The 25,425-nt window shown below is 71.1% G+C and carries 25 protein-coding genes; 11 read left to right on the top strand and 14 right to left on the bottom strand.

Annotation, left to right across the window (positions count from 1 at the left end; all coding sequences use genetic code 11):
* The first annotated feature begins 114 nt into the window (after positions 1-114).
* Entirely contained in the window at positions 115-585 is a 471-nt protein-coding gene (locus tag ACQPXM_RS08605) for an SRPBCC domain-containing protein (protein WP_432946579.1), read from the top strand.
* Here the strand turns inward: ACQPXM_RS08605 and ACQPXM_RS08610 are convergent, their stop codons facing one another.
* Positions 586-1,383, bottom strand: a complete 798-nt coding sequence (locus ACQPXM_RS08610; RefSeq protein WP_432946581.1) for an SDR family NAD(P)-dependent oxidoreductase — start codon at positions 1,381-1,383, stop codon at positions 586-588.
* A 1-nt stretch (position 1,384) separates the two neighbouring features.
* Positions 1,385-2,065: a TIGR03089 family protein gene (locus ACQPXM_RS08615; RefSeq protein ID WP_432946583.1), complete on the bottom strand. Its 681-nt coding sequence runs from the start codon at positions 2,063-2,065 to the stop codon at positions 1,385-1,387.
* Positions 2,066-2,124: 59 nt separating this feature from the next.
* Here ACQPXM_RS08615 and ACQPXM_RS08620 point away from each other — a divergent pair, with 59 nt between their 5' ends.
* A complete protein-coding gene (locus ACQPXM_RS08620; RefSeq protein ID WP_432946585.1) occupies positions 2,125-2,382 on the top strand; it encodes a twin-arginine translocase TatA/TatE family subunit in 258 nt (85 codons plus the stop codon).
* 42 nt (positions 2,383-2,424) lie between these two features.
* On the opposite strand, the gene ACQPXM_RS08625 is transcribed toward ACQPXM_RS08620, so the two are convergent.
* Together ACQPXM_RS08625 and ACQPXM_RS08630 are read right to left on the bottom strand one after the other, a co-directional pair.
* On the bottom strand, positions 2,425-2,697 hold the full coding sequence (locus ACQPXM_RS08625) for a hypothetical protein (RefSeq protein WP_432946587.1): 273 nt from the start codon (positions 2,695-2,697) through the stop codon (positions 2,425-2,427).
* Entirely contained in the window at positions 2,661-3,335 is a 675-nt protein-coding gene (locus ACQPXM_RS08630; RefSeq protein WP_432946589.1) for a LysR family transcriptional regulator, read from the bottom strand. Before ACQPXM_RS08630 ends, ACQPXM_RS08625 begins: the two co-directional genes overlap by 37 nt.
* 70 nt (positions 3,336-3,405) lie before the next feature.
* On the opposite strand from ACQPXM_RS08630, the gene ACQPXM_RS08635 reads away from it, so the two are divergent.
* The 3 genes from ACQPXM_RS08635 to ACQPXM_RS08645 are packed head-to-tail and all read left to right on the top strand — an operon-like array spanning position 3,406 to position 6,726.
* Positions 3,406-4,257 (top strand): SDR family NAD(P)-dependent oxidoreductase, encoded by an 852-nt coding sequence (locus ACQPXM_RS08635; RefSeq protein ID WP_432946591.1) that lies wholly within the window; start codon positions 3,406-3,408, stop codon positions 4,255-4,257.
* Positions 4,258-4,297: 40 nt separating this feature from the next.
* The gene (locus ACQPXM_RS08640; RefSeq protein WP_432946593.1) at positions 4,298-5,635 is read left to right on the top strand and encodes a hemolysin family protein; all 1,338 of its coding nucleotides are present in this window, start codon (positions 4,298-4,300) and stop codon (positions 5,633-5,635) included.
* A complete protein-coding gene (locus tag ACQPXM_RS08645) occupies positions 5,632-6,726 on the top strand; it encodes a hemolysin family protein (protein WP_432946595.1) in 1,095 nt (364 codons plus the stop codon). Before ACQPXM_RS08640 ends, ACQPXM_RS08645 begins: the two co-directional genes overlap by 4 nt.
* 3 nt (positions 6,727-6,729) lie before the next feature.
* On the opposite strand, the gene ACQPXM_RS08650 is transcribed toward ACQPXM_RS08645, so the two are convergent.
* The 6 genes from ACQPXM_RS08650 to ACQPXM_RS08675 form a co-directional block, all read right to left on the bottom strand.
* Entirely contained in the window at positions 6,730-8,505 is a 1,776-nt protein-coding gene (locus tag ACQPXM_RS08650; protein ID WP_432946597.1) for a sensor histidine kinase, read from the bottom strand.
* 1 nt (position 8,506) lies between these two features.
* Positions 8,507-9,199 (bottom strand): response regulator, encoded by a 693-nt coding sequence (locus ACQPXM_RS08655; RefSeq protein WP_432946599.1) that lies wholly within the window; start codon positions 9,197-9,199, stop codon positions 8,507-8,509.
* A gap of 86 nt (positions 9,200-9,285) precedes the next feature.
* The gene (locus ACQPXM_RS08660; RefSeq protein ID WP_432946601.1) at positions 9,286-10,509 is read right to left on the bottom strand and encodes an ABC transporter permease; all 1,224 of its coding nucleotides are present in this window, start codon (positions 10,507-10,509) and stop codon (positions 9,286-9,288) included.
* Entirely contained in the window at positions 10,506-11,186 is a 681-nt protein-coding gene (locus ACQPXM_RS08665; protein ID WP_432946603.1) for an ABC transporter ATP-binding protein, read from the bottom strand. The genes ACQPXM_RS08660 and ACQPXM_RS08665 overlap by 4 nt, the downstream gene beginning before the upstream one ends.
* A complete protein-coding gene (locus tag ACQPXM_RS08670) occupies positions 11,183-12,319 on the bottom strand; it encodes a peptidoglycan-binding protein (RefSeq protein ID WP_432946605.1) in 1,137 nt (378 codons plus the stop codon). Before ACQPXM_RS08670 ends, ACQPXM_RS08665 begins: the two co-directional genes overlap by 4 nt.
* Entirely contained in the window at positions 12,316-12,933 is a 618-nt protein-coding gene (locus ACQPXM_RS08675) for a hypothetical protein (RefSeq protein ID WP_432946607.1), read from the bottom strand. Before ACQPXM_RS08675 ends, ACQPXM_RS08670 begins: the two co-directional genes overlap by 4 nt.
* Before the next feature lie 130 nt (positions 12,934-13,063).
* Here ACQPXM_RS08675 and ACQPXM_RS08680 point away from each other — a divergent pair, with 130 nt between their 5' ends.
* A complete protein-coding gene (locus ACQPXM_RS08680) occupies positions 13,064-14,164 on the top strand; it encodes an NAD(+)/NADH kinase (protein ID WP_432946609.1) in 1,101 nt (366 codons plus the stop codon).
* A gap of 50 nt (positions 14,165-14,214) precedes the next feature.
* Positions 14,215-15,312, top strand: coding sequence for a mannose-1-phosphate guanylyltransferase (locus ACQPXM_RS08685; protein WP_432946611.1), 1,098 nt, complete (start codon positions 14,215-14,217; stop codon positions 15,310-15,312).
* Positions 15,313-15,373: 61 nt separating this feature from the next.
* On the opposite strand, the gene ACQPXM_RS08690 is transcribed toward ACQPXM_RS08685, so the two are convergent.
* From ACQPXM_RS08690 to cofD, 4 genes are all read right to left on the bottom strand, one after another.
* Positions 15,374-15,859: a hypothetical protein gene (locus ACQPXM_RS08690; RefSeq protein ID WP_432946613.1), complete on the bottom strand. Its 486-nt coding sequence runs from the start codon at positions 15,857-15,859 to the stop codon at positions 15,374-15,376.
* A gap of 151 nt (positions 15,860-16,010) precedes the next feature.
* Complete coding sequence (locus tag ACQPXM_RS08695) at positions 16,011-16,691, bottom strand: DUF3105 domain-containing protein (RefSeq protein ID WP_432946615.1); 681 nt, start codon at positions 16,689-16,691, stop codon at positions 16,011-16,013.
* A gap of 123 nt (positions 16,692-16,814) precedes the next feature.
* Positions 16,815-17,789, bottom strand: coding sequence for a coenzyme F420-0:L-glutamate ligase (locus ACQPXM_RS08700; RefSeq protein WP_432946617.1), 975 nt, complete (start codon positions 17,787-17,789; stop codon positions 16,815-16,817).
* Positions 17,786-18,763 carry a 2-phospho-L-lactate transferase gene (gene cofD / locus ACQPXM_RS08705; RefSeq protein ID WP_432946619.1) on the bottom strand — a complete coding sequence of 326 codons (978 nt, stop codon included), beginning with the start codon at positions 18,761-18,763 and terminating at the stop codon, positions 17,786-17,788. Before cofD ends, ACQPXM_RS08700 begins: the two co-directional genes overlap by 4 nt.
* A 125-nt stretch (positions 18,764-18,888) precedes the next feature.
* On the opposite strand from cofD, the gene ACQPXM_RS08710 reads away from it, so the two are divergent.
* The 4 genes from ACQPXM_RS08710 to ACQPXM_RS08725 all read left to right on the top strand — a co-directional run bounded on the left by ACQPXM_RS08710 (position 18,889) and on the right by ACQPXM_RS08725 (position 25,420).
* The gene (locus tag ACQPXM_RS08710) at positions 18,889-20,202 is read left to right on the top strand and encodes a hypothetical protein (RefSeq protein ID WP_432946621.1); all 1,314 of its coding nucleotides are present in this window, start codon (positions 18,889-18,891) and stop codon (positions 20,200-20,202) included.
* Positions 20,203-20,556: 354 nt separating this feature from the next.
* Positions 20,557-20,808 (top strand): WhiB family transcriptional regulator, encoded by a 252-nt coding sequence (locus ACQPXM_RS08715; protein ID WP_020389877.1) that lies wholly within the window; start codon positions 20,557-20,559, stop codon positions 20,806-20,808.
* A gap of 224 nt (positions 20,809-21,032) precedes the next feature.
* A complete protein-coding gene (locus ACQPXM_RS08720; RefSeq protein WP_432946623.1) occupies positions 21,033-23,945 on the top strand; it encodes a glycosyltransferase in 2,913 nt (970 codons plus the stop codon).
* The gene (locus tag ACQPXM_RS08725; RefSeq protein ID WP_432946625.1) at positions 23,942-25,420 is read left to right on the top strand and encodes a DUF5719 family protein; all 1,479 of its coding nucleotides are present in this window, start codon (positions 23,942-23,944) and stop codon (positions 25,418-25,420) included. The genes ACQPXM_RS08720 and ACQPXM_RS08725 overlap by 4 nt, the downstream gene beginning before the upstream one ends.
* Positions 25,421-25,425: the final 5 nt, after the last annotated feature.

The raw sequence follows: 25,425 nt of genomic DNA on the forward strand, positions 1-25,425 counted from the left end.
CGCAGTGTCTACAGCTCGTCTCCATGTGTCATAGGATCTCTCACCCGGTCAGCGCTTCGGCGATCAGGCTGCCCACCTGCCCGCGTGACCGTTCGCATGGTGAACACTGGCTCGATGGCGAAGCTCGACATCTCCACCCCGGACGACACCACGATCCTGGTCCGCACCGAACTGGCGGCGCCCAGGGCGGCGGTCTGGCGGGCCTGGACGACCCCCGACCTGATCCGCCGCTGGTGGAGCGGTGGTTTCGGCGAGCACACCGTTGCCGTGGTGGACCTTCGGCCCGGCGGCGCCTGGCGCTACGTGCTGCGGATGGCCGACGGCGGCGAGGTCGGTTTTCACGGCGAATACGCCGAGGTGGTGCCCGAGCAGCGGCTGGTGTGGAGCGAGGTCTACGAGGGTGCGCCGCCGGAGGAGAGCACGGTGGTCACCGCCGAGTTCGCCGACACCGACCAGGGCACCGCGCTGCGTGTGCTGATCCGGTCGCAGGACACGGCGAACCGGGACGCGGTGCTCGCGTCCGGGTTCGAGGCCGGCTTGGAGGCCGGGTACGCCGTACTGGAACAGTTGGCGCGGGAGTTGTAGCTACTCGGTCTCCGCCGTGCGGTCCTTGCTCCACGGGCCGGACGGGGTGAGGTCGACCATGGCCGGGCCGAGCAGGATGCCGCCTTCGACGGGGAGCAAAACACCGGTGATCCAGGCGGCGTCGTCGGAGGCGAGAAAGGCGACCGCCGCGGCGATGTCCTCCGGCTCGCCGACGCGGCCCAGCGGGTAGGCGGCGGCGAAGCGTTCCAGGGTGTCGAGCTGGTTGTCCCAGTTCGGCGTACGAATGGTGCCGGGGGCAACGAGGTTGAAGCGGACGCCGCTGCTGCCGAAGCGGGCGGCGAAGTTGTTGGTCATCGCGATCTGGCCGGCCTTGGCAGCGGAGTACTCGAGGTTGCCGAAGGCGGCCAAACCGTTCACCGAGCTGATCGTGACCACGTTGCCGCGCGACTCCAGCAGCTGCGGCAGCGCGGCCTGCACGCACTGCGCGGCGCCGACCAGCGTCAGGTCGAGCTGCCGATGCCAGTCCTCGGCCGACGTCTCCTCCGGCAGTGAGCTGACGATGCAGCCGCCGGCGTTGTTCACCAGGACGTCGAGCCGGCCGAACCGTTCGACCGCCGCGGCGACGGCCGCGTCGATCTCGTCGCGGTGGGTCACGTCGACCTTGACCGCGAGCGCCTGCTCGGCGCCGATCCCGGCAACCACCTCGTCGAGCTTGTCCTGCTGCAGGTCGGTGACCACGACCGCGCCGCCCTCGGCCGCGATCCGCCGGGCCACCGCGGCGCCGATGCCTTGGGCCGCTGCCGTCACCAGCGCGACCTTGCCCTCGAAGCGACGCATCTCAGACCTCCACCACTCGGTCGACCTTCTCGTCCGCGAGCCGTCGCTCCAGCTTGGCCGGATCGAGGTTGCGGCAGAGCACGATCGAACCACCTCCGGAGATCACCCCGACCAGAAGGCCGAGCCCGACCGGGTCGACCAGGTCGCGGGTGACCAGGATCCGCTCCGGGATCGGCGTGGCGGCCGCGATCACCTCCGCGTGCGTGCGTCCGTCGTACGCCGGGCTGCCGGGCGTCGGCGGATTGAACGGCACGAACAGGTCCGGGTGGTTGTAGACCTCGGCGCCGTAGTCGTGCACGCCCTCGGGCACCGGATCGCGGAACCGGCCGCCGAGCGGCAGCAGTGCGGACGCGATCGACTCCCGCCGGCCGCGGACCCGGAAGTCCGGTCCGGTGATCGCGAGATCGCCCTCGCCGGTGGTGACCGACGCGCCGGCCGACCAGGTCGCGAGCGCCCAGACGACCCCCAGCCAGTGCGGCGGCAGGCCGATCGCGACCGTCTCGCCGGGCTCGAGCTCGTACTCGTCGACGAGCAGGTTCGCGGTCTTGGCCACCCAGTTCGCGGTGGTCACCGCGCTGAGCTCGATCCGCTCGCCGGTGACGTCGTCGTAGTAGGTGAGAAACGGGCTGGCACCGTCGCGGCGCACCGCGGCGGCGAAGAGTTCGGGCAGGGTTCCGGCCATGGCCCGCAGCCTACGTTTGCCGCCCGGGGTTAGCGTGGCCGGGGAGAAAGAAGGATTCGATGGAGACACTGCTGGCGCTGCCCGAAGGCGGCGAGTGGATCGTCCTGCTGGTCGTCGTGGTCCTGCTCTTCGGCGCCAACCGGCTGCCCGAGCTGACCCGCAACACCGCCCGGGCGCTGATCGAGCTGAAGAAGGTCACCCGCGAGGCCGAGCACGCTCCGACTCCTCAGGAGCTTCCCGCCTCGGAGCGTGGCACGCCGCAGTCCGCCGCGACCGCCGACGCCGAGGCCCGGCAGCAGACCCCGCCGACGGCTTGAGGCACACGTCACCTGCCGCGGCCTAGTGGGCGGCTGCCGTAGTCACAGCCCGGCCGCCGTCGTCTGCAGGGCATTGACCAGCAGTTCGGCGGGCTCGGACAGCGGTGTGGGCAGGTGGGCCAGCAGGACACGGCGGGTTTCCTGCGACCCGCCGTGGACCGTGACGAAGTGGACGCCGGGTGGAGCGGCGGCTTCGAGCGAGGCGGAGACCGTGGTGATGCCCGCTCCGGCCGCCACCAGGTGGAGTTTCGCGAGCCAGTCACGGGCGGTGTGGCTGATCACCGGCCGCTCGTCGAGGCCTGGCCAGACGCCCATGAGCTTCTCCTCGCCGGACGGCGGCCCGGCGATCCATGCTGACCGCGGAGGTCGGCCAGTTCGACCACCTCCTTGGCGGCCAAGGGGTGACCGGAGGGAACGGCGAGGCGGAGCGCTCGTTCAGCGAGAGTTCGCAGGGTCAGCGCCGGGGTCTCGGCGTCAGGTGGGCGGAACGGCGGTGCCGAGGCGAGCAGCGCCAGGTCGACGCTTCCGGAGCGCAGGGCTCTGGCGAGGGCCGGGGTGCTGCCTTCCCGGCTGTGCACGGTGATCGCGGGGTGCGACCGCCGCAGCGCACTTATTGCCCTGGGCAACATGACGGCACCGGCGCTGGGGAACCAGCCGATGCGTACGGTCCCGCCGGGAGTGGGCAGGCCGGCCAGTTCACGGGCCGTGGTGTCGAGTTCTGCCAGCACGCGGACCGCGGTGCGAAGGACAACCTGACCGGCCGGCGTCAGTCGCACGCCCTCACGCCGGCGTTCCAGTAATTCACCACCGGCGGCCTTCTCCAGCGAGGCGATCTGGCGCGACACGGCCGATTGCGTGTAGCCGAGAGCTACCGCCGCGGCGGTGAACGTGCCGCGTTCCGCCACTTCGCGGAAGACGCGCAACGCGGCCGGAGAGGCGTCGGTGATGTCCATGACGACTACGCATACTACCTGTGCGGAAGATTCGTTGGAGTCATGGACGCCGCGTTCCTAGCCTGGCGGTATGACGCACGCACAACGGAAAATCGCATTGGTCACCGGGGCGAACCAAGGGATCGGCCGCGCACTGGTCGACAGTCTGGCCACCCGGCTGAGCCCGCAGGACGTCGTACTGCTGACCGGGCGCAACGCCGAGCGGGTGACGGCGGCCGCCGCCGCGCTGGACGGCATGACGGGACGCGCGCAGGTCGTCGGTCGGGTTCTCGACGTCACCGATCGGGTGGCGGTCGCTGAGTTGGCCGACGAGTTGGCAGCGCGGTACGGCGGCGTCGACATCGTCGTCTCGAACGCGATCGGGCCTCTGGTTCCGGAACGCACCCAGGCCGAGCAGGTCGACGAGTTCCTCGCGGTGGCCAATGGAGGCACCGATGCGGTCCTGCGGTCCTTCGGCGCGGTCCTGCGCCCCGGCGGGCGGTTGATCGTCGTCGCGAGCTCACTCGGCACGCTCGACCATCTCGGCCTGGCCGTGCGCGACCGGTTCGACGGCGCCTCGCTCGAGCAGATCGACGCAGCGGTCGAGCAGTACCGCCGTGCTGTCCACGCCGGTACGGCGGTCGAGCGCGGCTGGCCCGACTGGATCAACATCGTCTCCAAGGTCGCCCAGGTCGCCGCTGTGCGCGCGGTGGCGGCCGAGCGCCGGACGGCGGATCTGGCGAGCGGCACGGTGGTCGCCGCGGTCTGTCCGGGACTCGTCGACACCCGCGCATCCCGGCCGTGGTTCGACGACTTCAGCCACGCCCGTACGCCGGCCGCGGCGGTCGAGCCGCTGCTGGACTTCGTTCTGCGGCCCGCCGACCCCGCGACGTACGGCGAACTCGTCCGTGACGGCGAGGTGCTGTCCTGGAAGCCGGCCTGACCTGCACTGCGCGGCGGTGGGTGCCTTGTAGGGTCGGTGCATGCTGATCCTGGTCGGCCTCGCGCTGATCCTGGCCCTGACCGTTGCCACCGGCTACTTCGTCGCGCAGGAGTTCTCCTACGTGGCGGTGGACCGTAGCCGTCTGCAGGGCCTGGCGGCGGAGGGCAACGCGGCCGCGGCCCGGGCGTTGAAGGTCACCGGGCGGCTCTCGTTCGTACTGTCCGGCGCCCAGGTCGGGATCACCGTGACCGCGCTGCTGGCCGGGTACGTCGCCGAGCCGTACCTCGGCGAAGGGCTGCAGGAGATTCTCGGGACGGCGGGCGTGCCGGCGGGCGTCAGCCTGACCGTGTCGGTGATCGCGGCGCTGCTGCTGGCCACGATCATCCAGATGGTGTTCGGCGAGCTCGCCCCGAAGAACCTGGCGATCGCCCGGGCCGAGGCGATCGCGTTGCGGCTGTCCCGCTCGACGCTGATCTACCTGACCGTGGCCGGTCCGATCATCCACCTGTTCGACGCGGCCTCGAACCGGATCCTGCGCCGGGTCGGCATCGAGCCGGTCGAGGAGTTGCCGCAGGGCGCGACCGCGCAGGACCTGGACCGGATCATCGCCACGTCGTACGAGCAGGGGCTGCTGGACCGGGACACCACTCGCCTGCTCGACCGCGGGCTGGACTTCCGCGGCCGGCTCGCGGGTGAGGTGATGGTCCCGCGGGTGGACGTGATCACCGTGCACCAGGACGACCCGCTGACCCGGGTGGTCGAGCTGCTGGACACCGGGCACAGCCGGTTCCCGGTGGTCGCCTCGTCGGTCGACGAGGTGGTCGGCGTGATCGCGATCGGCGACGTGGTCGAGGTGGAGCCCGGCGACCGGCACCACGTCACGACCGGGTCGCTCGCGGCCACACCGGTCGTCGTACCGGACACGTTGCCGCTGCCCGCCGTTCTGGAGCAACTACGGACGACGCACCGGCAGTTGGCGATCGTGGTGGACGAGTTCGGCGGGTTCGCCGGGGTGGTGTCGCTGGAGGACGTCGCCGAGGAGCTGGTCGGACCGATCCGGGACGAGGACGACCTGCCGGAGAGCGACCTGATCGAGAACGGCGACGGCAGCTGGATCCTGCCGGCCCGCTGGCGGCTCGACGAGGTCGCGGAAGCGACCGGGATCGCGCTGCCGGAGGACGACGACTACGACACCGTGTCCGGACTGGTGATGGCCCAGCTCGGGCGGATCCCGGTGGTCGGCGACGAACTGGTGGTCACGCTGCCGCCGCGGTTCGACCACGACGGGCGCCCGGTGCCGCTGGAGCGCGCGCGGCTGACCGTACAGACGGTCCTGCGGCACGTGCCCGGCCTGGTCGTCCTGGAGCGGTGGTCATGAGTACGCCGGTCGCGCTGCTGATCTCGCTGGTCCTGCTGATCTGCAACGGGTTCTTCGTCGCCGCGGAGTTCGCGCTGGTCGCGTCGAAGCGGCACCGGCTGGAGCAGGCGGCGGCGGAGGGCAGCCGGGCCGCGCGAGCGGCGATCGCCGGAGTGAGCGAGTTGTCGCTGATGCTGGCCGGGGCACAGCTCGGGATCACGTTGTGCACGCTGGGACTGGGATCGCTGTCCGAACCGGCGGTCGCGCATCTGCTGCACCCGCTGTTCGAGCTGGTTGGCCTGCCGGAGAACGCCGGGCACGTGATCGCACTGATCGTCGCGGTGGGCGGCATCGGCCTGCTGCACGTGCTGCTCGGGGAGATGGCGCCGAAGTCGTGGGCGATCAGTGATCCGGAGCGGTCGGCGCTGATCCTGGCGCTGCCGTTCCGTGGGTTCACCTGGGTGTTCCGGCCGTTGCTGCTGGTGCTGAACTGGCTGGCGAACATCTGCGTCCGGGCGGTCGGCGTGACGCCGCAGAACGAGATCGCCAACGCGCACGGCCCGGACGAACTGCGGCTGCTGGTCGAGTCGTCCGGGGAGCACGGCACGCTGGCGGCCGCCGAGCACGACCTGCTGACCGCGATGCTCGCGCTGCAGAACACGACGGTCGCGCAGGTGATGACCCCGACCGCGCGGCTGGCGACGGTCCGGGCCGAGGCTCCGGCGCGGGAGGTCGAGCTCGCCAGCCGACAGCAGGGGCGGTCCCGGCTGGCGGTGGTGTCGGTCGAGACCCGGACGCTGTGCGGCATCGTGCACGTGCGCGACGCGGCCCGCGCGACGACGGGTGGAGGCGTGACGTTGCGCGCGGCCGACCTGATGACCGAGCCGCTGCGATTGCCGGCCGGCACACCGGTCGCGGCGGCGATCCGGGTGATGCGCGAACGACGGTCGCAGCTCGCCGTGGTCGAGGAGGACGGGCATCCGATCGGGGTGGTCGCGCTCGAAGACCTGCTGGAAGAGGTGATCGGCGAGTTCGACGACGAGACCGACGCGATCATCACGGCCGCGCGGGAAACCGGTCAGGCGGCCGCGCGGGAGAAGCGGGACGACTGAGCCTCAGGGCAGCCGGATCGTGAAGGTCGAGCCCTGACCGAGGGTGCTGCGGGCGGTCACCTGCCCGTGGTGGGCCTCGACCAGGCTGCGCACGATCGCCAGACCGAGGCCACTGCCGCCGGTGTGGCGGTTGCGGGACTGCTCGGCGCGCCAGAAGCGGTCGAAGACCTTCGGCAGGTCGTCCGGAGCGATGCCGGTGCCGGTGTCGATCACGTCGATGACGGTCTCGGTGCCGTCGCGGCGGCCTTCGAGCCGGACGGTTCCGCCGGTGGGGGTGAAGCGCAGCGCGTTGGTGACGAGGTTGCCGAGCACCTGGCGCAGGCGGACCGGGTCCGCGTCGAGCTCGAGGTCGGCGCCGGCCTCCGCGCCGTCAGCGGTCGGTGGTGCCGCGGTGAGCGTCACGCCCGCGGCTTCGGCGTCGGAGCGGTGGGCGGCGACGACCTGGTCGAACAGCGTCGGCAGGTGCACCCGCTCGGGATGGATGCGCAAGGTGCCCGCGTCGGCGGTGGCCAGGTCGCGGAGGTCGTCGATGATGTGCTGCAGCAGCGCGGCCTCCTCGCTGAGCGAGGCGACGAACGCCTGGTCCGGCTTCGCCACCCCGTCCTCGACCGCCTCCAGCCAGCCGCGGATGTTGCTCAGCGGAGTCCGCAGCTCGTGGGCGATGTCGCTGACCATCGCCCGCCGCAGCGACTCGGTCCGGGCGCGGCTGTCGGCCAGTTCGTTGAAGGCGGCCGACAGCTGCCCGATCTCGTCGTGGCCGCGGACGCGGACCCGGATCGACTCGTCCCCGCCGCTCATCCGCCGCGCCGCCCGGGTCAGCGCCCGCAGCGGCTGCACCAGCCGGAACCCGCCCGCGACACTGATGACCACCGTGATCAGCAGGACGCCGGCAGCCACGCCGGCGATTCGCTTCTGGTTCGCCGGGGACAGGTCGAACCCGGCCTCGGCCCGGCTCGGGGTGTTCACGAACAGCCGCGCCAGCGGGGCGACGTACGGGTCGAGCTGGGCCCGCTTGGACTGGGTGACGCACGACTCGATCCGGTCGCTCGCCACCGGCTGCTCCGGCGCGGGTGCGCTGCGGGCCGGGTCCGAGACCGACCAGGTCAGGTCGGGTTGCAGCTTGATCGTGTAGGGGATCTTCTGGCCGGCCAGGCAGGTGTTGATCATCAACCGCAGTTGCGCGTACGGCGTGCGCTCGGACTTGGTCAGCGTGTCCAGCACACCGGCGGAGTCGCACGCGCTGATCGTCGCCTGGCCGGCGCCGACGATCCGCGGGCGGCCGGTCGGTGCGGTCTCGATCACGCCGACCCCGGTGCGCAGCCGGACGCAGGTCAGGACCCGCTTGGCCGCGTCGCCGAGGAACTTCTGGTCCGCGGGGCTGAGCTTGTACGGACCCACCGCGCGCGGATCGATCCGGTCGCTGCCGCCGAGATCCGGGTCGACCGCGAACGGGTCGATCGTCACCGAGGACGCGCCGGTCAGGTCTGCCGGACCGGCGATCAGCCCGCGGTCGTTGGTGGTCAGCGTGATCTGCCGGCCGGTCTCGCGGCTGAGCTGCTCGATCAGCCGGCCGACGCCGGCCCAGGACGGATGCGTCGCGGCGTACCCGAGCAGGGCGTCGTAGATCTTGCTGTCGTCGGCCAGCGCGCGGCCCTGCTCCTGCTGGATGGCGACCGTCGTACTGCGGGCCGCGAGCCACGCGGTCGCTGCTATCGAGCACACCGACACCAGTACGGCGCCCGCGAGCAGCCGCACCAGGATGCTCCTGCGCGCTGCCATCTCAGCTGTCGGTCAGCTTGTAGCCGACGCCGTACACGGTGAGCAGGCGGACCGGGCGCCGCGGCTCCGGCTCGATCTTCTTGCGCAGGTTGAGCACATGGGTGTCGATCGTGCGGGTGGTGATGTACTGGTCGATGCCGTGCAGTTGCTCGAGCAGCTGGGAGCGGGTGAAGACCCGGTGCGGCTTGGCGGCCATCGTGGCGATCAGCCGGAACTCGCCCGGCGTACAGGCGATCAACTTGCCGTCGGCAAACAGTTCGTGGCGGTCGAGGTCGACGGTGAGGCCGCCGACGCGCAGCGTCGCCTCGGGCTCGGTGGTGCCTGGGGTGGGACGGCCGCGGCGGAGCAGGGTGCGAACGCGAGCAGCGAGCTCCCGCGGGCTGAACGGCTTGGTCATGTAGTCGTCCGCGCCGAGATCGAGCCCGAGCAGCAGGTCGTCCTCCTCGGTCCGGGCGGTCAGCATCAGCACCGGCAGGTCGGACTCGCGGCGCAGGATCCGGCAGACGTCGAGACCGTCGACGCCGGGAAGCATCACGTCGAGCACGAGCAGATCGGGCTGCAGGCGGCGGACCGTCTCGAGCGCGGACCGGCCGTCGCCGACCACGACGACTTGGTGGTGCTCGCGCTCGAGATACCGGCGGACCAGCTCGGCCTGCTTCGCGTCGTCCTCGGCCAGCACGACCTGCGCACACATGGTTTCGACTATAGGTCGGAGATCGGCGGCTTCCGGCGTACGGCGGGGGACCGGGACGAGTTCCTGACAATTGCGTCCGACAACCATCAGTCGGCGGCCAGAGCCTCGGTCGGGGTCAGCAGCGACGCCCGGACGGCGGGGTAGACACCGGCCAGTACGCCGACCGCGATCGAGGCGCCGATGCCGGCCAGCAGCGCGGGGCCGGGGACCACGACGGGCCAGTCGTGCGCGTTGGCATAGGCAACCACGCCGAGCACGCCGAGAAGCGCGCCGAGCAGACCGCCGATCGTGCACAGCACCACGGACTCGGTCAGGAACTGCCCGCGGATCTGGCCGCGGTTCGCGCCCAGGGCCCGGCGCAGTCCGATCTCGCGCTGGCGTTCGAGCACGGAGATCACCATGGTGTTGGCCACGCCGATCCCGCCGACGAGCAGGGCCACGCCGGCCAGACCGAGGAAGAGCGTGGAGAAGGCGTTCTGGGTGATGCGTTGCGCGGCGAGTGCCTCGGAGGGGCGGCTGACTTGGACGAGACCGGGCTGTTCAGGGTTGAGCGTGCGGCCGAGAACCGCTCGTACTGCTTCGAGCGTCGGACCGGTGGCTCGGACGTAGACCACTGACGGACGTCCGTCGAAGTCGAGGGAGGTGCGGGCGGCGTCCCAGCCGACGAGCACGGACTGCTCGACATCGGGAGCCAGCGGCGACCGCGCGAGGATGCCGACCACGGTGAACCAGGTGTTGTTGATCATGATGCGGGGTTGGGTTCGTCCGGTGGGGAGATCGGTGATGCCGAGCCAGGTGGCTGCTTTGGCGCCGAGGACCACAGTGGGGAATCGTTCGTTCGCTGGGGTGAGGAAGGTTCCGGCGTGGAGCTTAGCTCCGAGTAGTCCGAGCAGGTTGGATTTGCCTGCCAGGACGGTGATGCCCGTGCCTGTGTCGGTGAGCTTGTCGGAACGCCGGACAGTCGCGTGCACGTTGGCCACGCCGCTGGCTTCCTGGACCGGTCCGATCCGCGCGGCCATGCCGATCGATGCCTCGGGCAACCCGGCGGTCCCGCCCTGGGACTGGTCGGGGACGGCTGCGGCGCGCAGCAGGTCGGGGCCCAGGGAGGAGAGCTCGTCCATGACGGCTTGCTGGCTGGAGGCCGGGATGCCTGTCACCACGACGACTGTGGCGATCCCGATGGAGATGCCCAGTGCGGACAGGGCAGCGCGTAGTGGTTTGGTACGCAGGCGGGTCAGGCCGAGCAGCAGGAAGTCGGAGAGCGCCAGCCGTACCGGAGAGCTGTCGCTCATGCTGCTGCGGCGGCTCATCGGAGCACCTGCTCGTTCACCAAGCGGCCGTCCCGGACCTCGATCGTACGGGGGAGCTGGGCGGCGATCTCCCGGTCGTGGGTGATGACGGCGATGGTGGTGCCCGTGGCGTGCAAAGTGGTGAGCAAATGAAGGACTGCCTGGCCGTTGGTCGTGTCGAGAGCGCCGGTCGGCTCGTCGGCCAGGACGAGGGCCGGGTTGTTGACCAGTGCCCGGGCGATGGCGACGCGTTGACGTTCGCCGCCGGAGAGTTCGTGCGGGCGGTGGGTGGCGCGATGGCTCAGGCCGACCTTGTCCAGCGCCTCCAACGCTCGTGGTTTGCGGTGGCGGCGCGGGGTGCCGGCGTACAGGAGACCGGTGGTGACGTTTTCGGTGGCGGTGTGGCCTTCGGAGAGGTGGAACTGCTGGAACACGAAGCCGATCGAGCGGCCGCGCAGAGCCGACAGTTCCCGGTCGGTCAGCTCGGTGACGTCGTGGCCCCGCAGTTCGACGGTGCCTTGGGTCGGGCGGTCGAGGGTGCCCATCAGGTTGAGCAGGGTGGACTTGCCCGAGCCCGAGGGGCCGACGATGGCGACCAGTTCGCCGGGATCGATGCGGAGCGAAACGTTGTCCAGGGCACGGACTCCGCCGGCGTACTGCTTGACTGCGTTGCGCAATTCGACGACCGGCGTGGTCATGAGGTGGTCACCACCTTCTGGCCGGGCCGCAGACCCGTGCCGGTGATCTCGACGTTGCCGTCGGCAAACATCCCGGTCTTGACACCGACGAGCGTCGTGGTCGTGCCGTTGACGACCTGCACCGCGTAGCCGCCTTCACGCAGGGCCAGCAGTGCGGCGACCGGCACGACGAGGACGCCTTTGCGGACGGCGCCAGGCACGGTGACCGTGGTCGGCCCGGAGTCGATGCCGGCGGCCGCGGTCTGCTGATCGAGGGCGATGGTCGCGGTGAGCTGCGGCTTCTTGCCGGCGTCCGAGGGGTTGCCGTCGCTCGGCGGAGGGGTCGCGTCGGTGCTGACGGCCCGGACGGTGCCGGTGGTCGCTTTGCCGTTCGGCAGCGAGAGCTTGACCTTCAGACCCGCCCGTACACCGGCGGTGTCGTCGGCGTCGAGCGGCAGGGTGACGATCTTGTTCGTGGAGGTGACCGTCAGGACCTCGGCCGGGGCGGGATCGCCGAGCGCGACTTTCGGCGAGTCGACGCGGATCGCGTCCGGCAGCACCACGACCGACGCCGGGTCGAGAACGCCGGTGGGGGCGAGGTCGAGGGACTCCTGCCAGTGCATGATCGCCTTCGCGGTGGCGCTGGTGAGCCGGTTGCTGCCGGGCGCGCCGAGGAAACCGAGCGCGGCGAGGTTCTGCTTGACCACCTTGACGTCGGGCCCGCTCACCGGTGGTGGAGGAGGTTGCGGCGGCGTACCGGGTGGGGTCTTCGCGGGCGGGGTGCCGAGGGTGCGGAACAACGGCGTGCCGCCGTAGAACAGGACGACCGGTTTGTCGTTCACGCGCAGCAGCACGTCACCGCGGGCGATCGTGCTGCCGTGCTTCGGCAGCCAGGTGATCGTTCCGGTCGCGCGGGTCTTCACCGAGCGGCCGGCGCCGTAGCCGAGGTCGCCGGACAGTTCGCGGGCCTGGGACAGATCGGTGCGCTCGATCGCGACCGTCGCGGCCGGGTCCGGGCCGTCCGAGGCGACCGCGGGCGGCGGCCGGTCGAACATCCGGTAGCCCGCGTACCCGGCGCCCGCTACCAGGACGGTCCCGACGACAAGAGCGATTGCCCGGCGCGAGCGCTCGTACGACGTACCTGGTGAGCTCACTTGCCGGCCGCCTCGCGCTGGCATTCGGGGGTCAGGTCCATGCCCTTGCGGATCGACTCGGCGTCGTTCTGCGGGCCGCCGAGGGACGGACCGACGATGCCCGTGTCGGTACCGGTCGACAGCTCGACATACTTGACGCCCTTGTCCTTCAGGCACTGCACGACCTTGCGGCCGAAGTCGAGCGCGTCCGGGTTCTTCGCGTCGATCTCCCAGGCCGGCAGCGGGAGCTTGCCCGCGCAGGCCTGCCCGGCCTTCTTCGCCTTCGCCGGGTCGGTGGTCCGCCCGCCACTGCCCAGTACGCCGGGCTCCGTCGGCTTGGCCCGGTCGGACAGGACGTCGACGCCGTTGTCCTTCAGGCACACCAGGTACGGCTGGTAGAGCCGCTGCCGGTCCGAGTCGGTCATGTCGATCCGCTCCCGCGGGCGGTCGGCGTCCGGGTCACTGGCCGTCGTCTGCCGGCCGGATGTCGTCGGCGTACCGGGTGGGGGCGTGGTCAGGGTGGCGATCTCGGGGGCCTTGTCCGCGGTGCCGGCGGACTGCCCGGCCGAGCAGCCGGCCGCGAGCACCGCGACCAGCAGCAGCGGGGCCCAGCGGAGAAGTCGTGTCGTGGTCATGGCTGCCACCGTGCCGATCGGATGTCAGGGAATTGTCGGCCGTCGGTGGTGATGTTGTCCTGACGCCCTACGGTGGTGCAGACAGGACCGGAGTACCGTGCCGGTCCCGCCGTCGGAGAAGGAGAACGCCGTGCCCATCAGTCGACTCGGTCTGGTCGTGCACCAGGGCCGCCCGCTCGCCGTGCAGGCGGCGGACGTGGTCCGCGCGTGGTGCAAGGACAACGACATCGGCTGCACCGACATCGACGTGTGGAAGCAGCACGAGGACCGCCGTGGCGGTATGGACGAGCTGCACCACGCCGGCAATCCCGACCTGGTCGTCACGCTCGGCGGCGACGGCACGTTCCTGCGGGGCGCCCGGATCGCGGCGAAGAACGACGCGGCCGTGCTCGGCGTCGACCTGGGCAAGGTCGGGTTCCTCACCGAGGTCGCCTGCAGCGACGTCGAGGAGGCGCTGGAAGCGGTGCACCGCGACGAGGCCACGATCGAGAAGCGGATGACGCTGACCATGCGGGCGTCGCGCAAGCTGGAGATCCCGGTCGGCATCGACGCGCTGCTGCGGTACGGGCACGGTCCCGCGCTGCCGCCGCCCGCGGTCCGGACCGACGGTGACGGGGACGGCTGGGGCGTCGCGCTGGACGTCACCGCGCTGAACGACGTCGTGCTGGAGAAGCTGGCGCGCGACCACCAGGTCGCGCTCGGGGTGTATCTGTCCGGGCGGCTGCTGGCGTCGTACTCGGCGGACGCGGTGATCGTGGCGACGCCGACCGGCAGTACGGCGTACAGCTTCGCGGCCGGTGGCCCGATCCTCTCGCCGAACACCGAGGCGATCGTGTTCACGCCGGTCGCGCCGCACATGACCTTCAACCGGACGGTCGTCGCCGCGCCGAACGAACCGGTCGGGCTGCGCGTCCTGCCGCACTCCGGCCCGGCCGCGGTGTCGATCGACGGCCAGCTGCGCGGCGTACTCGATCCTGGGGACTGGATCGGTGTGTACGGGTCGACGCGTCCGCTGCGGCTGGTCCGGCTGCGGCCGACCGACTTCTACGGGCGGCTGCGGGACCGCTTCCGTCTCACCGACGCCCCCGCGACCGGCATCGACGGTGAGTCGGAACGGATCTGGCGGCCCGAAACGCCGGTGCCCGCCGACATGGCGCACCTTCGGCTGCCGCCCCCGGCGCCCGCCCCCGAACCGCCGGCCAACCCGGCCTGCGAGGTTCCGGAGGAATAACACCAGCTGACCGGGTTGTCTGGTTGGTGCGACAGGTAGGGTTCCTCCTCATGCGGAACGTGGTGATTCTGGCCGGTGGGTCGGGGACTCGGTTGTGGCCGTTGTCCCGGGCGGACAAGCCCAAGCAGGTCCTGCCGTTGGCGGCGGGCAACTCGCTGCTGCGGGTGGCCTACGACCGGCTGCGGGGTTTGGTCGACCCGGCCAACATCTACGTCTGCACGGTGGCGGCGCACACCGAGCTGGTTCGCGAACAGCTGCCGGAGCTCGGCCCCAACAACATCATCGGCGAGCCGGTCGGCCGCGACACCGCGAACGCGGTCGGCCTGGCCTCGGCCGTCGTGGCGCGCAACGATCCCGACGCGGTGCTCGCGATCGTCGGGTCGGACCACCTGATCACGCCGGAGGCGGAGTTCCGGGCCGCGATCGAGAGCGGGTTCGAGCTGGTCGAGCAGCGGCCGCGGTCGCTGGTGACCTTCGGCATCGAGCCGACGCATCCGCACACCGGCCTCGGGTACGTCGAGCGCGGCGACGCGATCGACGGTACGTCGGCGTACGTGGTCGACCGTTTCCGGGAGAAGCCGGACCGGGCGACCGCCGAGCAGTACCTGGCCACCGGGCGGTTCTGGTGGAACTCCGGGATGTTCGTCTGGCGGGCCGAGACCGTGCTCAGCGTGCTCGACGCGCTGCTGCCCGAGTCGGCCGCGCAACTGCGCCAGGTCGCCGCCGTCTGGGACACCCCCGAGCGGGACGCGACGCTGGCCGGGATCTACCCGACGCTGCGCAAGATCAGCGTCGACTACGCCGTGATGGAACCGGCCTCGCAGGGCAAGGTCGACGCCGACGTGGTGGTCGTCCCGATGCCCGTGCACTGGCTCGACGTCGGCTCCTGGGCCGCCCTGGCCGGCACCTACGAGGTCGATGCCAAGGGCAACCGTCACGACGGCTCCGCACTCAGCTGCCTGCTCGACTCCCACGACAACGTGATCGTCACCGACGACCCCGACCACCTGATCGCCGCGGTCGGCCTGCGCGGCCACATCATCGTGCACACCCAGGACGTCACCATGGTCTGCCCCCTGGCCGACGGCGAACGCGTCAAGGACCTGGTCGCCCAGGTCCAGTCCGACCACGCGGCACGGTACGTCTGAGCCCAGTACGCCGAAAGGGCGCCCGAGCGATTGCTCGGGCGCCCTTTCGTTCGTCAACGAGTCAGCAGCCGAACCAGCCGCTCCAGGCGTTGTTCCGCAACTGGTTGCAGAAGTGCCCACCAGTGGTGGTGTTGCCCTCCAGGTTGATGGTGCCCGGGTTCGGTGCGTACACGACGTTGATCGCGCCCGTCAGGTTCGCGCCGCCGAGGCTCTTCCAACCCGTCGCCGCGATCGTTCCCGCGTCGCTGTACTGGTGAACGGCGTTCCACGCAGAGCGACCGGGGCTGATCACGAACGTGTGCTGGCGAGTGACCGAACCGCTGGTCCAGTACACGTTGGTCATGTAGGTGCCGCACAACAGCGCGCCGCGGTACGGGCCGGAGTACACATCGATCGTGGTCTGGCCGGCGGCGCAGCCCGGGTAGTAGTAAGTGATTTGAGGAGCGCTCCAGGCAGTCTCGGAGGCGTTCGCGGAGGGGATCGAACCGGCAGCGACCAGCACGACAGCGGCGAGCACGCCGGTGAGCAAGCGAATCAGTTTCCGCACAGTGGCCTCCTGAATCAGAGGCGCCGATGTCGGCGCGGTCCGACCCTAGATGAGGGGACGGCGGGGCCGAAAGGAAGTTGCAGCTAGTGGCAGGAACGCGAAAGCCGCCCGGTCCGGCGTGGATCGGGCGGCCTTCGCGAGCGGGTGTGGATCAGCCGCCGTTGGGCTCCTGGGCGTCCAGGGCGGGGTACTTGTCCATGAACTGGTTCAGCGCCTCACCCGAAACCGAGCTGCAGAACTGGCGGTGGCCGAAGGCGGTCTCCTGGCCCTGCTGATTGCCGCTCCAGTGGGAGAAGGCGATCTGCTTGCCCTCCGGCCAGGCGGCGCCGTCGGTCTCCTTGAAGGGCGCGGCGATGAACTTGCCCAGCGAGGAGTCGGGCAGCTTGGCCTTCGAGATGTTCTCGATCTGGTCGATCTGGTCCTGCGGCAGCGTGTCGCGGTACCACAGGATCGTGTAGCCGTGCTCGAGGTTGTGCACCAGGTTCGGCACCGGGGGCCGGTCCTCGGTCGTGTAGAACTTCTTTCCGAACGGGGCCCAGGTGTTGTAGTGAGGTCCGGAGGACGGTGGGGACACCGGGTAGTCGATGACCTTTCCGTCTTCCTCATGAATCTGCGTGCCGCTGGCCTTGTCGTCGATGATCTTGTCGCAGGACGCGGCCGAGGCGGAGACGCCGAAGGTGTTGACCGCCTGGTCGCGGGTGCGGGAGTCCTGGATCAGCTTGATCGCCGGGTAGGCGATGATCGCCAGACCGACCACGATCGAGGCCGCGACGATGATCAGCGTGCGGCGCTTGTCGGACCGGGCCTGGTCCCGCTGCATCTTCTCGATCATCTCGCGGCGCGACTGCTTCTGCGACGACGCTTTACCCACAGTGATTGGTCTTCCGATCCGGGCGGTCCGGCGCCGCCGTGCGGATGCAGTGTACGCAGCCCGCCTGAGAGGTTGCCTAGAAAACTACCGCGACCGTGAGCCGAACGTGACCGTCGCCTCACTGCCCGAACCGGTGCGCACCGTCACGCCGTAGCCCTCCGCGTGCAGCAGCACGGCCAGTCGCTCGGCGATGATCCCGACCGCGACCGGGTTGTCCCCGAAGACCGCGATCGAGGTGTCCAGCACCTCCAGGTGCACGTCCTCGTCGTCCGCGAGCAGCCCGTCCCACAGCGACGGGTCCACCTCCCGCGGACCGGCCGGCGGCGTCCGCTCCAGTACGGCGGCTCGCGCGGCCTCGCGCGTCCCCAGGCTGAACATGTCGCTCGCCGCGTCCCGCACCAGTGCCCGCGCCCCGGGACCGTCCTCGCCGACCGGCAGGACCACGTCCGCCAGCCCCCGCAGTACGGCGACCGGCACCCCGTCGGCCTTGCCCTTCACCAGCTCGCCCGCCGACGCGATCTCGTCGGCCACGGCTGGCTCGGTGACGGCCAGTACGTTGCCGTGGCTGTCGGTCGTTCCGCGGAGGTCCTCCACGACCCGTACGCCGGCCGCGCCGATCGCCAGGTCGATCTGGCCGACCCGCCAGGGCCGTCCGAGCGTGTCGGTGACGACGACGCCCACGTTCACGTCGTACCGGTCCTTCAAGGCGGCCCGCAGCTGCCGGGCCGACAGGTCCGGATCGACCGGGAGCAGCAGCACGGTCCCCGGCGCGGTGTTCGACGTGTCGGTGCCCGCGGCCGCCAGCACCAACCCGTGCCGGGTCTGCACGATCCGCGTGTCGCCGCGCCGGGCGACCACGCGCACCAGCTCGTCGTCGATGGCCGCGTCACGGGTGCCCGTGCTCAGCCGGCCCTCGGCCTTGCTGACGATCTTCGACGTCACCGCCACCACATCGCCGTCGCGCAGGTCGGCCGCCTCGCCGATCAGCCCGGCCAGGTCGTCGCCGGCCGCCACCTCGGGCAGTCCGGTGACCGCGAAGATCTCCAGGTGCTTCCTCATCTGCGCAGCGCCTCCGCCAGGCTCAGGGCCGCGTCGGCCATCGCCGCGGTCGTGGTCTCGTCCGTCATCCACAACGGCACCGCCTGGGCGTGAATTCCGGCCCCGGCGATCGAGTCGAGCTGGGCGGAGTCGGAGGTGTCGATCAGCCAGCCGTCGATCACGCCGTCGCGGGCCCGGGCGCCGTAGTACCGGGCCACCGCGGACGCGGTCGACTCGACCCCGACGGCGGCGAGCACCTTGTCGGCCATGCCACGGACCGGGCCGGTGCCGATGATCGGCGACAACCCGATCACCGGGGCCGCGGTCTTCTGCACCGCCTCCCGGATCCCCGGGACGCCGAGAATCGTGCCGACCGAGACCACCGGGTTCGACGGCGGCAGCAGCAGCACGTCACAGCCGGCGATCGCGTCCAGTACGCCGGGCGCCGGCTTGGCCTTCTCGGACCCGACGGCGACGATCTGGTGGGCGGGCACCTCGGCGTGCAGCCGGACCCAGTACTCCTGGAAGTGGATCGCCTTCTTGGTCCCCGGGTTGTCCGGGTCGTCGATCACCACGTGGGTCTCGACCCGGTCGTCGCTCATCGGCAGCAGCCGCACCGGCAGCTCCCAGCGCGCGCACAGGGCCTGGGTCACCGCGCTCAGCCCGTAGCCGGCGTCCAGCATCTGGGTCCGGACCAGGTGGGTCGCCACGTCCCGGTCGCCGAGGCCGAACCAGGTCGGCTCCACGCCGTACGCCGCGAGCTCCTCCTTGATCACCCAGGTCTCGTCCTCACGCCCCCAGCCGCGCTCCTTGGAGATCCCGCCACCGAGCGTGTACATCACCGTGTCCAGGTCCGGGCAGACCCGCAGGCCGAACAGGGTGATGTCGTCCGCGGTGTTGCCGATCACCGTGATGTCGGCGTCCGGTCGGGCCTTCAGCAGGCCGCGGAGGAAGGTGGATCCGCCGATGCCACCGGCCAGCACTGTCAATCGCATGGGAAGAGTCTGCACGAGTCGTCAATGCGACGGCCCACCGCACGACTATGCTGCCGTGGGTCCGAAGTGTGTTATCCGTAGTCGCCTTTCCTCTCGCTAGGCCCCCAACATCCCGAGGAGCCCTCGTGGTCACCGACGCAACCAAGAAGCTCAGAGAGCCGGTCGCGTACATCCTGCTCGCCTTCGCCGGCCTCGTGGCGCTGGCTTCGCTGCTCCAGCTGTTCGTCGGTGGTGCGGGATTCACCGCCGCCGCCAGCGGTGTGCGCAACGTGCTCACCCCACCCGACCTGACCGGACTGGTGCTGGCGATCGCGCTGGTCGCCGCGGTGTGGCTGGTGGCCGAGGCGGGTGAGCGCACCCCCAACGCCCGGACTGTCGCGCTGGCCGCGCTGGTGATCATCGGTGTGATCGGCCTGATCGACCTGATCGCGGTGTTCGCCGTGTTCGGTGCCTCGAGCACCGCCGGGGTGAAGATCGCCAGCTTCCTGTTCAACCTCGGCGGCCTCGCGCTGTACGGCGCGGCCGGCTTCTACATCCTGAAGACCTTCCAGACGCTGCCCGCCCCGGTCCGCGTCCCGAAGGCGGGCCCGCAGGGCCAGTTCGCCGGCCAGGGCCAGTACGGCGGCCAGTTCCCCCAGCAGGGCGCCCAGCCGGGCAACCAGTACGGCGGCCAGCAGGGTCAGCAGTACGGCGCCTACGGCAACCAGTTCGAGCAGGGCCAGCCCGGTCAGGGCCAGTACGGCCAGTACGGCGCGGCTGCCGCGGCCGGTGCCGGTGCGGGCGCTGTCGGCGGCTACGCGGCTGCCCAGCAGGGTGACCAGCAGTGGCCGCAGGAGCAGGGCTGGAACCAGGGCGAGCAGCAGCAGGCCTGGTCCGCGGGCGACGACCAGCAGGGTGCGCAGCAGGCGTGGTCCGGTGCTGACGCGCCGGGTGCCGAGCCGACCCAGCAGTGGAGCCCGGAGGGCCAGCAGCAGTGGGCCGGCGCGGACGCCGGTCAGCAGCAGTGGCCGCAGGAGCAGCAGCAGTGGGGCGGCGGCGACGCCGGCCAGCAGCAGTGGGGTGCCACCGACGCCGCGCAGTACGGTCAGACCGGCCAGCCGGAGTGGCAGGCTGACCAGGATCCCGCGCAGAACGTGGCGCAGCACCAGGTCGGCCAGCAGGAGCCCGCTCACGACGTAGCCGAGCAGCCGCAGCACGAGGCCGGTCAGGCCGCGGGTGAGCAGGGCTGGTCCGACCAGAACTGGCAGCAGGGCGGCCAGACCTGGCAGGGCGAGGAGGCCGCGCCGGCCGCCGAGCCGCAGGCGCAGCCGGAGACCGACGCCGCCGACGAAACCCGCGTGGATCCGCGGGTTTCCGACGCCGGCAAGGACGACGAGCAGCCGCCGCAGGGTGGTCAGGGACAGCCCGGCCAGCAGGGCTGGTGGTCGCAGCCGTCCTGACCGACGGCGCCACCGGCCGCGAAAATCGCGGACTACGCATTCCGGTTGGCGGCAACGTGCCAGTCCCGGAACGGTTTCCGGTGGCTGACACCGCAGCGATGAGTGACGAGAGGCCTGTGCACACAGGCCTCTCGTTCTTTTGCAGCCGTGTTGCGGATACCGCCAATAGCAGACCACGGCTTGACTTTCGTGGATTGCAGGAATGTAATTTCAACCGTGTCGTTCGTTGGACACTCGGTATCGGGGACTGCTTTCAGCACACAGAGCGGTCGAGGTCAGGCATGTGGACCGCAAACTCCACATGTACAGGGGAACGAACAGGGTCGAGGAGGTCGTACCGTGACAGAAGCGCTGATGGCGATTGTCGACGGTGAGGCGATCGAGGAGGAGCCGAACTGGCAGGAACGGGCGCTGTGCGCCCAGACCGATCCAGAGGCTTTCTTCCCGGAGAAGGGCGGTTCCACCCGCGAGGCGAAAAAAGTCTGTCTGGGTTGCGACGTCCGGGGCGAGTGCCTCGAGTACGCGCTGCAGAACGACGAGCGCTTCGGGATCTGGGGCGGGCTGTCGGAGCGGGAACGCCGCAAGCTGAAGAAGAAGGCCGTCTAGACCTTCCCGGGCCGACGGGCGTGGTGCCCTGCCACCGTGCCGTCGCCGGTCTGTCAGCAGCAAAACAACAGAACACAAACTTCCGCGTGAGGCCCCGGCCGGACTCTGTCCACCGGGGCCCGCTGCTGTGCGCGGGCAGTTGGCGAGTTCGCGTAAGGTGAGTGCTCGCCGCGGCCCCCGGGCCGTGGCTGGCCGATCCTTCCCCTTGAGGTGCAGCGCTCCCGATGGAATCCGAAGCTCCGGCCGGCTGGGACTTTTTCGACGCCGTCGACTTCCCGACCGGAATCACCCACGACCCGATGGGTCGCGCGCCGGTCCGGCACGTCGTCACCGCGGTTGTGGTCGGGCACGAGGGTGCCGCCTGGCTGCCCCGGCTGACCGAGGCCCTGTGGGCGCTCGAGCGCCGGCCCGACCGCTTGATCGCGATCGACACCGGCTCCACCGACGAGACCGCGCAACTGCTGGCCGAGATGCCCGGCGTCGAGCCGGTGGTCGGCCTGTCGGCCCGCACCGGATTCGGTACGGCGGTCACCCGCGGCCTGGAAACGGCCGGTTTCGCGCCGATCCCGTCCGCGGCCGGCCCGTACGGCGACGACGGGCACGCGCCCGTGGTCGAGTGGCTGTGGCTGCTGCACGACGACTGCGCGCCGGCGCCCAAGGCGCTGGAAAAATTGTTGCTCCAGGCCACTTTATCGCCGGACACCGGGATCTGGGGACCGAAGCTGCGGTTGTGGCCGCGCGACCGCGAGCTGCTCGAAGTCGGCGTCACCACGTCGCTGGGTGGTCGCCGCGACACCGGGATCGAGGCCGGCGAGCTCGATCAGGGTCAGCACGACCAGCCGCGCCAGGTGCTGTCGGTCAGCTCGGCCGGCATGCTGGTCCGCCGCGACGTCTGGGAAGCGCTGGGCGGCTTCGACCCCAAGCTGCCGATGTTCCGCGACGACCTCGACTTCGGCTGGCGGGCAAGCCGGGCCGGTTTCCGGGTCGGGGTCGCGCCCGACGCGGTCGTCTACCATGCCCAGGCCGCGGCGACCGGTGAACGCGCACTGGCCGGCACTCGCCGCCACGCGTACCAGCTCGACCGCGCGCATGCCTACTACACCGTGCTCGCCAACGCTCCGGCCAAGCTGCTGCCGCTGCTGATCCTGCGGTTCCTGGCCGGGACCGTGGTCCGCTCGGTCTGGTTCCTGATCGGCAAGACGCCGTCCGGCGCGGTCGACGAGTGGACCGCCCTGCTCGGCACGGTGCTGGCCGGTGGCTGGACGCAGGCCCGCAAGGACCGCCGCAGCCTCGACCGCGTCCCGTACGACGACTTCAAGGGGCTGTTCTCCCGGTCGGTGCACGCCCTGCGGCACAACCTGGAGGAGACCGGCAGCACGATCTCCGAGCGGCTGCGCGAAGCCTGGGCCGACGAGCCCGAGGAGCAGCCGCCGACCTCGGCCCGCCGGGCCAAGAGCACGGCTCGCGTCGCAGTTGACCAGCCGCGCTGGCGGCGGCAGCTGATCCGCCGGCCGTTCCTGGTCGCGTGGGTCGTGCTGGCGATCGGTGCGATCGCGGCCGCGCGCAGCCTGATCGGCGGCGGGGTCCTGCGGTCCGACCTCATGCTCCCGCCGCACGACAGCCTGGCCTCGCTGTGGAACGCCGCGGCCGCCGCGCCGGAAGGTGTCACCCCGCCCGCCTGGCTCGGCCAGTTCTGGGCGCTGTCGACCGTCAGCTTCGGCCCGTCCGGCGCGACCAACCTGTTGCTGCTCGGCGGGATCCCGCTGGCCGCGCTCGCCGCCTGGGCGTTGCTGCGCGCCTTCGTCGTCGACCGGGTCGCCCGCGCGTGGGGCGCTTCGGCGTACGGGCTGGCGGTGTTCACCAACGGCGCGATCACGCAGGGCCGGATCGGGACCGTGGTGGCGGCGATCGTGCTGCCGCTGCTCGGTGCGGCCGTGCACACGGTCGCGCGCCGCCGGCGAGTGGTCATCCAGGGCAGTTGGCGGGCGGCCTGGTTCGCTGGGATCTGCCAGGCGGTGCTGTTCGCCTTCACTCCGGCGCTCGGTCTGCTGGTCGGCGTCGCGCTGGCCGCGGGAGCCGTGCTCGGACTCGGCTGGCGTCGTCAGGGGCGGCAGCTGGTGTTCTCGGTGGTGCTCGGCATGCTGCTGGTCCTGCCCTGGACCATCCAGCTGGTGCTGCACCCGTCACGCCTTGGCCAAGAGGCCGGTGGCCCGCCGACCGCAGGGGTCGGCCCTGGCGACAGCTTGGCCAACCTGCTCACCGGTACGCCGGTCGGAGCGCCCGCGCCGTGGTGGTTCGCCGTACCGCTGATCCTGGTGGCTCTGCTGGCGCTGACGCGGGAGACCCGGCAGCGGTACGAGCTGGTCGGCTGGTTCGCCGTGCTGGCCGGCCTGGCCGGCACGCTGATCGCCAGCCGGCTCGGTGGCGGCAGTGGTCCGCTGATGTTCCTGATGACGGCCGGCTGGATCATGACCGTCGCCGTCGCCTGGGACTCGGTCGGCAAGTCGTCCGACCTGATCGTCCAGGGCGTGCTCGGGGTGGTGCTGGTGGCCACGATCGTGACCGCCGGGTTCTGGGTGGTCCGTGGGGACGACGGGCCGCTGTGGCGCGGACCCGCGCAGGATCTCCCGGCATACCTCGTTTCCTCGCAGGGACCACCGCAGAACGCGTCGATCCTGGTCGTTCGCAAGGAGCCGGGCAGTGCGACCCGGTTCTCGCTGGTGCGCGAGGGCGGCCCGCGGATGGGCGCGCTGGAAGCGGCTCCGAAGCCCGAGCAGACCAAGCCGATCACGGACGTGCTGTCCGCGCTGGGTGGTGGCGGCACGGGTGAGGAGGGCCGGCAGCTTGCGGCGCTCGCGATCGATTACGTGTACCTGCCCGCGCCCGTGGACCCGACGCTGATGTCCACGCTCGACTCGCTGCCCGGCCTGACCAGGGCCAGCGCCGCCGACAACGACGCCTCCTGGCTGGTCGACCGGACCACGATCGAGGGCAAGACGCCGGTGCAGCCCGAAGTTCGCGAGCTGTGGCGGGTGCTCGGGATCATCGCCTGGCTGATCGCGCTGGTCTTCTGCCTGCCGAGCGCCCGGCGGACCGTCGCCGTACCGCACGGCACTCACGCCAGGAGGAACTCGTGACCGGCCTGCTGTCGGATCTGAGGGTCCGGATCGGTGCCTGCGTGCTGGCCTTGGCGCTGGCCGCCGGCATCGGTGTGGTGACCAAGCCCAAACCGGCCGTCACGAGGGCCGAGGGCGTCGAGGAGCCGACCAGGACGGTCGTCAACCGGGCCGCCCTGGCCTGTCCGGTGCCCGGCGCGGGGGTCAAGACGCAGAGTCTGGTCAGCGCGGTCGCCCCGACCCTTCCCGAGGGGACGCCGACCGCCGCCGGTGACGAGGCGCCGCTGTCGATCGCGCCGCTCGACAAGACCGCGAACCCGGTCGGCTCCGTGCTCGCCCGCGGCAAGATCGCCTCGACCGCGCCGACCAGCAAGCTCGCCACCCTCGGCATCCAGGGCACCGGGCCGTTGGCTGCCGGAACCGCGGCGACCGCGACGTCGACCGCGCCCGAAGGGGTGAACCGGGGCATGGCGAGCGTTCCGTGCGTCGTACCGGGGTCGGACTTCTGGTTCGTCGGTGCCTCCGGTGCGCCGGGCCGGCGCGACGTCCTGGTGCTGACGAACCTGGACAGCATCAACGCCGAGGTCGACGTCACCTTGTACGGCCCGGCCGGGCAGCTCGACGCCCCGAACGCGCGTGGCGTCGTCGTCCCGGCCCGGGGCAGCACCGAGCTGTACCTGGGGCAGCTCGCGGCCGGTCAGCGCGATCTGGCCCTGCACGTCGAGTCGACCGGCGGCCGGGTCGCGCCCGCGGTCCGCGACAACGCGACCAACGGCAAGATCCCGGCCGGCGTGGACTGGCTGAACCCGTCGGCCGCCCCGGCCCAGAAGGTCGTCGTGCCCGCGATCGCCCCGGGCGGCGGGGTCCGGATCCTCGCTGTCGCGAACCCGACCGACCTGCAGGCCACCGCGAACATCACCGTGAACGGGCCGAACGGGCCGTTCAAGCCCGCCGGACTCTCGACGATGCAGATCCCGGCCGGCGCGGTGAAGGTGATCCGGCTGGAGAAGGTGCTGAACGGCGACGCCTCCGCGGTCACCATCACCTCCGACCAGCCCGTCACGGCCTCGGCCCGGGTGACCGACTCGACGGTGCGCGAGTTCGCGTCGATCGGCGCGACCGAGCCGCTGCGCGGACCGGCGTACCTGGTGCTGCCGGCGCACGCGCAACCGGCCGTGCTGCAGGTGACGGCTCCGGCCGAGACGGCCGGGGTGAAGTTCGAGCTGCGCGACGCGGCGAACAAGATGGTTCAGGCTCGTTCGGTGGACCTGGTCGGCGGAGCGACCACGCTGATCACGTTCAAGCCGCAGGCCAGGCCGACGTACCTGATGGTCGAGCAACTGCGCGGGGACATCGTCGCGGGCGTCACGCTGATGCCGGCCGCGAAGCCGAAGGAGGACGACGTCCCGCAGGTGGCCGTCTGGCCGCTGACCACGTCGCTGGTCTTCCGCGCCCAGCTCGGCGCCCAGCCCGACGTCGGCGCGGCGCTGAAGTAGCTCGC

The organism is Kribbella sp. CA-253562 (genome assembly GCF_050942265.1).
GTDB lineage: Bacteria > Actinomycetota > Actinomycetes > Propionibacteriales > Kribbellaceae > Kribbella.

Excerpts from the sequence above, each read along its gene's own strand:
- ACQPXM_RS08605 (WP_432946579.1), top strand. The coding sequence starts at position 115 with ATGGCGAAGCTCGACATCTCCACCCCGGACGACACCACGATCCTGGTC.
- ACQPXM_RS08610 (WP_432946581.1), bottom strand. The coding sequence starts at position 1,383 with ATGCGTCGCTTCGAGGGCAAGGTCGCGCTGGTGACGGCAGCGGCCCAA.
- ACQPXM_RS08615 (WP_432946583.1), bottom strand. The coding sequence starts at position 2,065 with ATGGCCGGAACCCTGCCCGAACTCTTCGCCGCCGCGGTGCGCCGCGAC.
- ACQPXM_RS08620 (WP_432946585.1), top strand. The coding sequence starts at position 2,125 with ATGGAGACACTGCTGGCGCTGCCCGAAGGCGGCGAGTGGATCGTCCTG.
- ACQPXM_RS08625 (WP_432946587.1), bottom strand. The coding sequence starts at position 2,697 with ATGGGCGTCTGGCCAGGCCTCGACGAGCGGCCGGTGATCAGCCACACC.
- ACQPXM_RS08630 (WP_432946589.1), bottom strand. The coding sequence starts at position 3,335 with ATGGACATCACCGACGCCTCTCCGGCCGCGTTGCGCGTCTTCCGCGAA.
- ACQPXM_RS08635 (WP_432946591.1), top strand. The coding sequence starts at position 3,406 with ATGACGCACGCACAACGGAAAATCGCATTGGTCACCGGGGCGAACCAA.
- ACQPXM_RS08640 (WP_432946593.1), top strand. The coding sequence starts at position 4,298 with ATGCTGATCCTGGTCGGCCTCGCGCTGATCCTGGCCCTGACCGTTGCC.
- ACQPXM_RS08645 (WP_432946595.1), top strand. The coding sequence starts at position 5,632 with ATGAGTACGCCGGTCGCGCTGCTGATCTCGCTGGTCCTGCTGATCTGC.
- ACQPXM_RS08650 (WP_432946597.1), bottom strand. The coding sequence starts at position 8,505 with ATGGCAGCGCGCAGGAGCATCCTGGTGCGGCTGCTCGCGGGCGCCGTA.
- ACQPXM_RS08655 (WP_432946599.1), bottom strand. The coding sequence starts at position 9,199 with ATGTGTGCGCAGGTCGTGCTGGCCGAGGACGACGCGAAGCAGGCCGAG.
- ACQPXM_RS08660 (WP_432946601.1), bottom strand. The coding sequence starts at position 10,509 with ATGAGCCGCCGCAGCAGCATGAGCGACAGCTCTCCGGTACGGCTGGCG.
- ACQPXM_RS08665 (WP_432946603.1), bottom strand. The coding sequence starts at position 11,186 with ATGACCACGCCGGTCGTCGAATTGCGCAACGCAGTCAAGCAGTACGCC.
- ACQPXM_RS08675 (WP_432946607.1), bottom strand. The coding sequence starts at position 12,933 with ATGACCACGACACGACTTCTCCGCTGGGCCCCGCTGCTGCTGGTCGCG.
- ACQPXM_RS08685 (WP_432946611.1), top strand. The coding sequence starts at position 14,215 with ATGCGGAACGTGGTGATTCTGGCCGGTGGGTCGGGGACTCGGTTGTGG.
- ACQPXM_RS08695 (WP_432946615.1), bottom strand. The coding sequence starts at position 16,691 with ATGATCGAGAAGATGCAGCGGGACCAGGCCCGGTCCGACAAGCGCCGC.
- ACQPXM_RS08700 (WP_432946617.1), bottom strand. The coding sequence starts at position 17,789 with ATGAGGAAGCACCTGGAGATCTTCGCGGTCACCGGACTGCCCGAGGTG.
- cofD (WP_432946619.1), bottom strand. The coding sequence starts at position 18,763 with ATGCGATTGACAGTGCTGGCCGGTGGCATCGGCGGATCCACCTTCCTC.
- ACQPXM_RS08715 (WP_020389877.1), top strand. The coding sequence starts at position 20,557 with ATGGCGATTGTCGACGGTGAGGCGATCGAGGAGGAGCCGAACTGGCAG.
- ACQPXM_RS08720 (WP_432946623.1), top strand. The coding sequence starts at position 21,033 with ATGGAATCCGAAGCTCCGGCCGGCTGGGACTTTTTCGACGCCGTCGAC.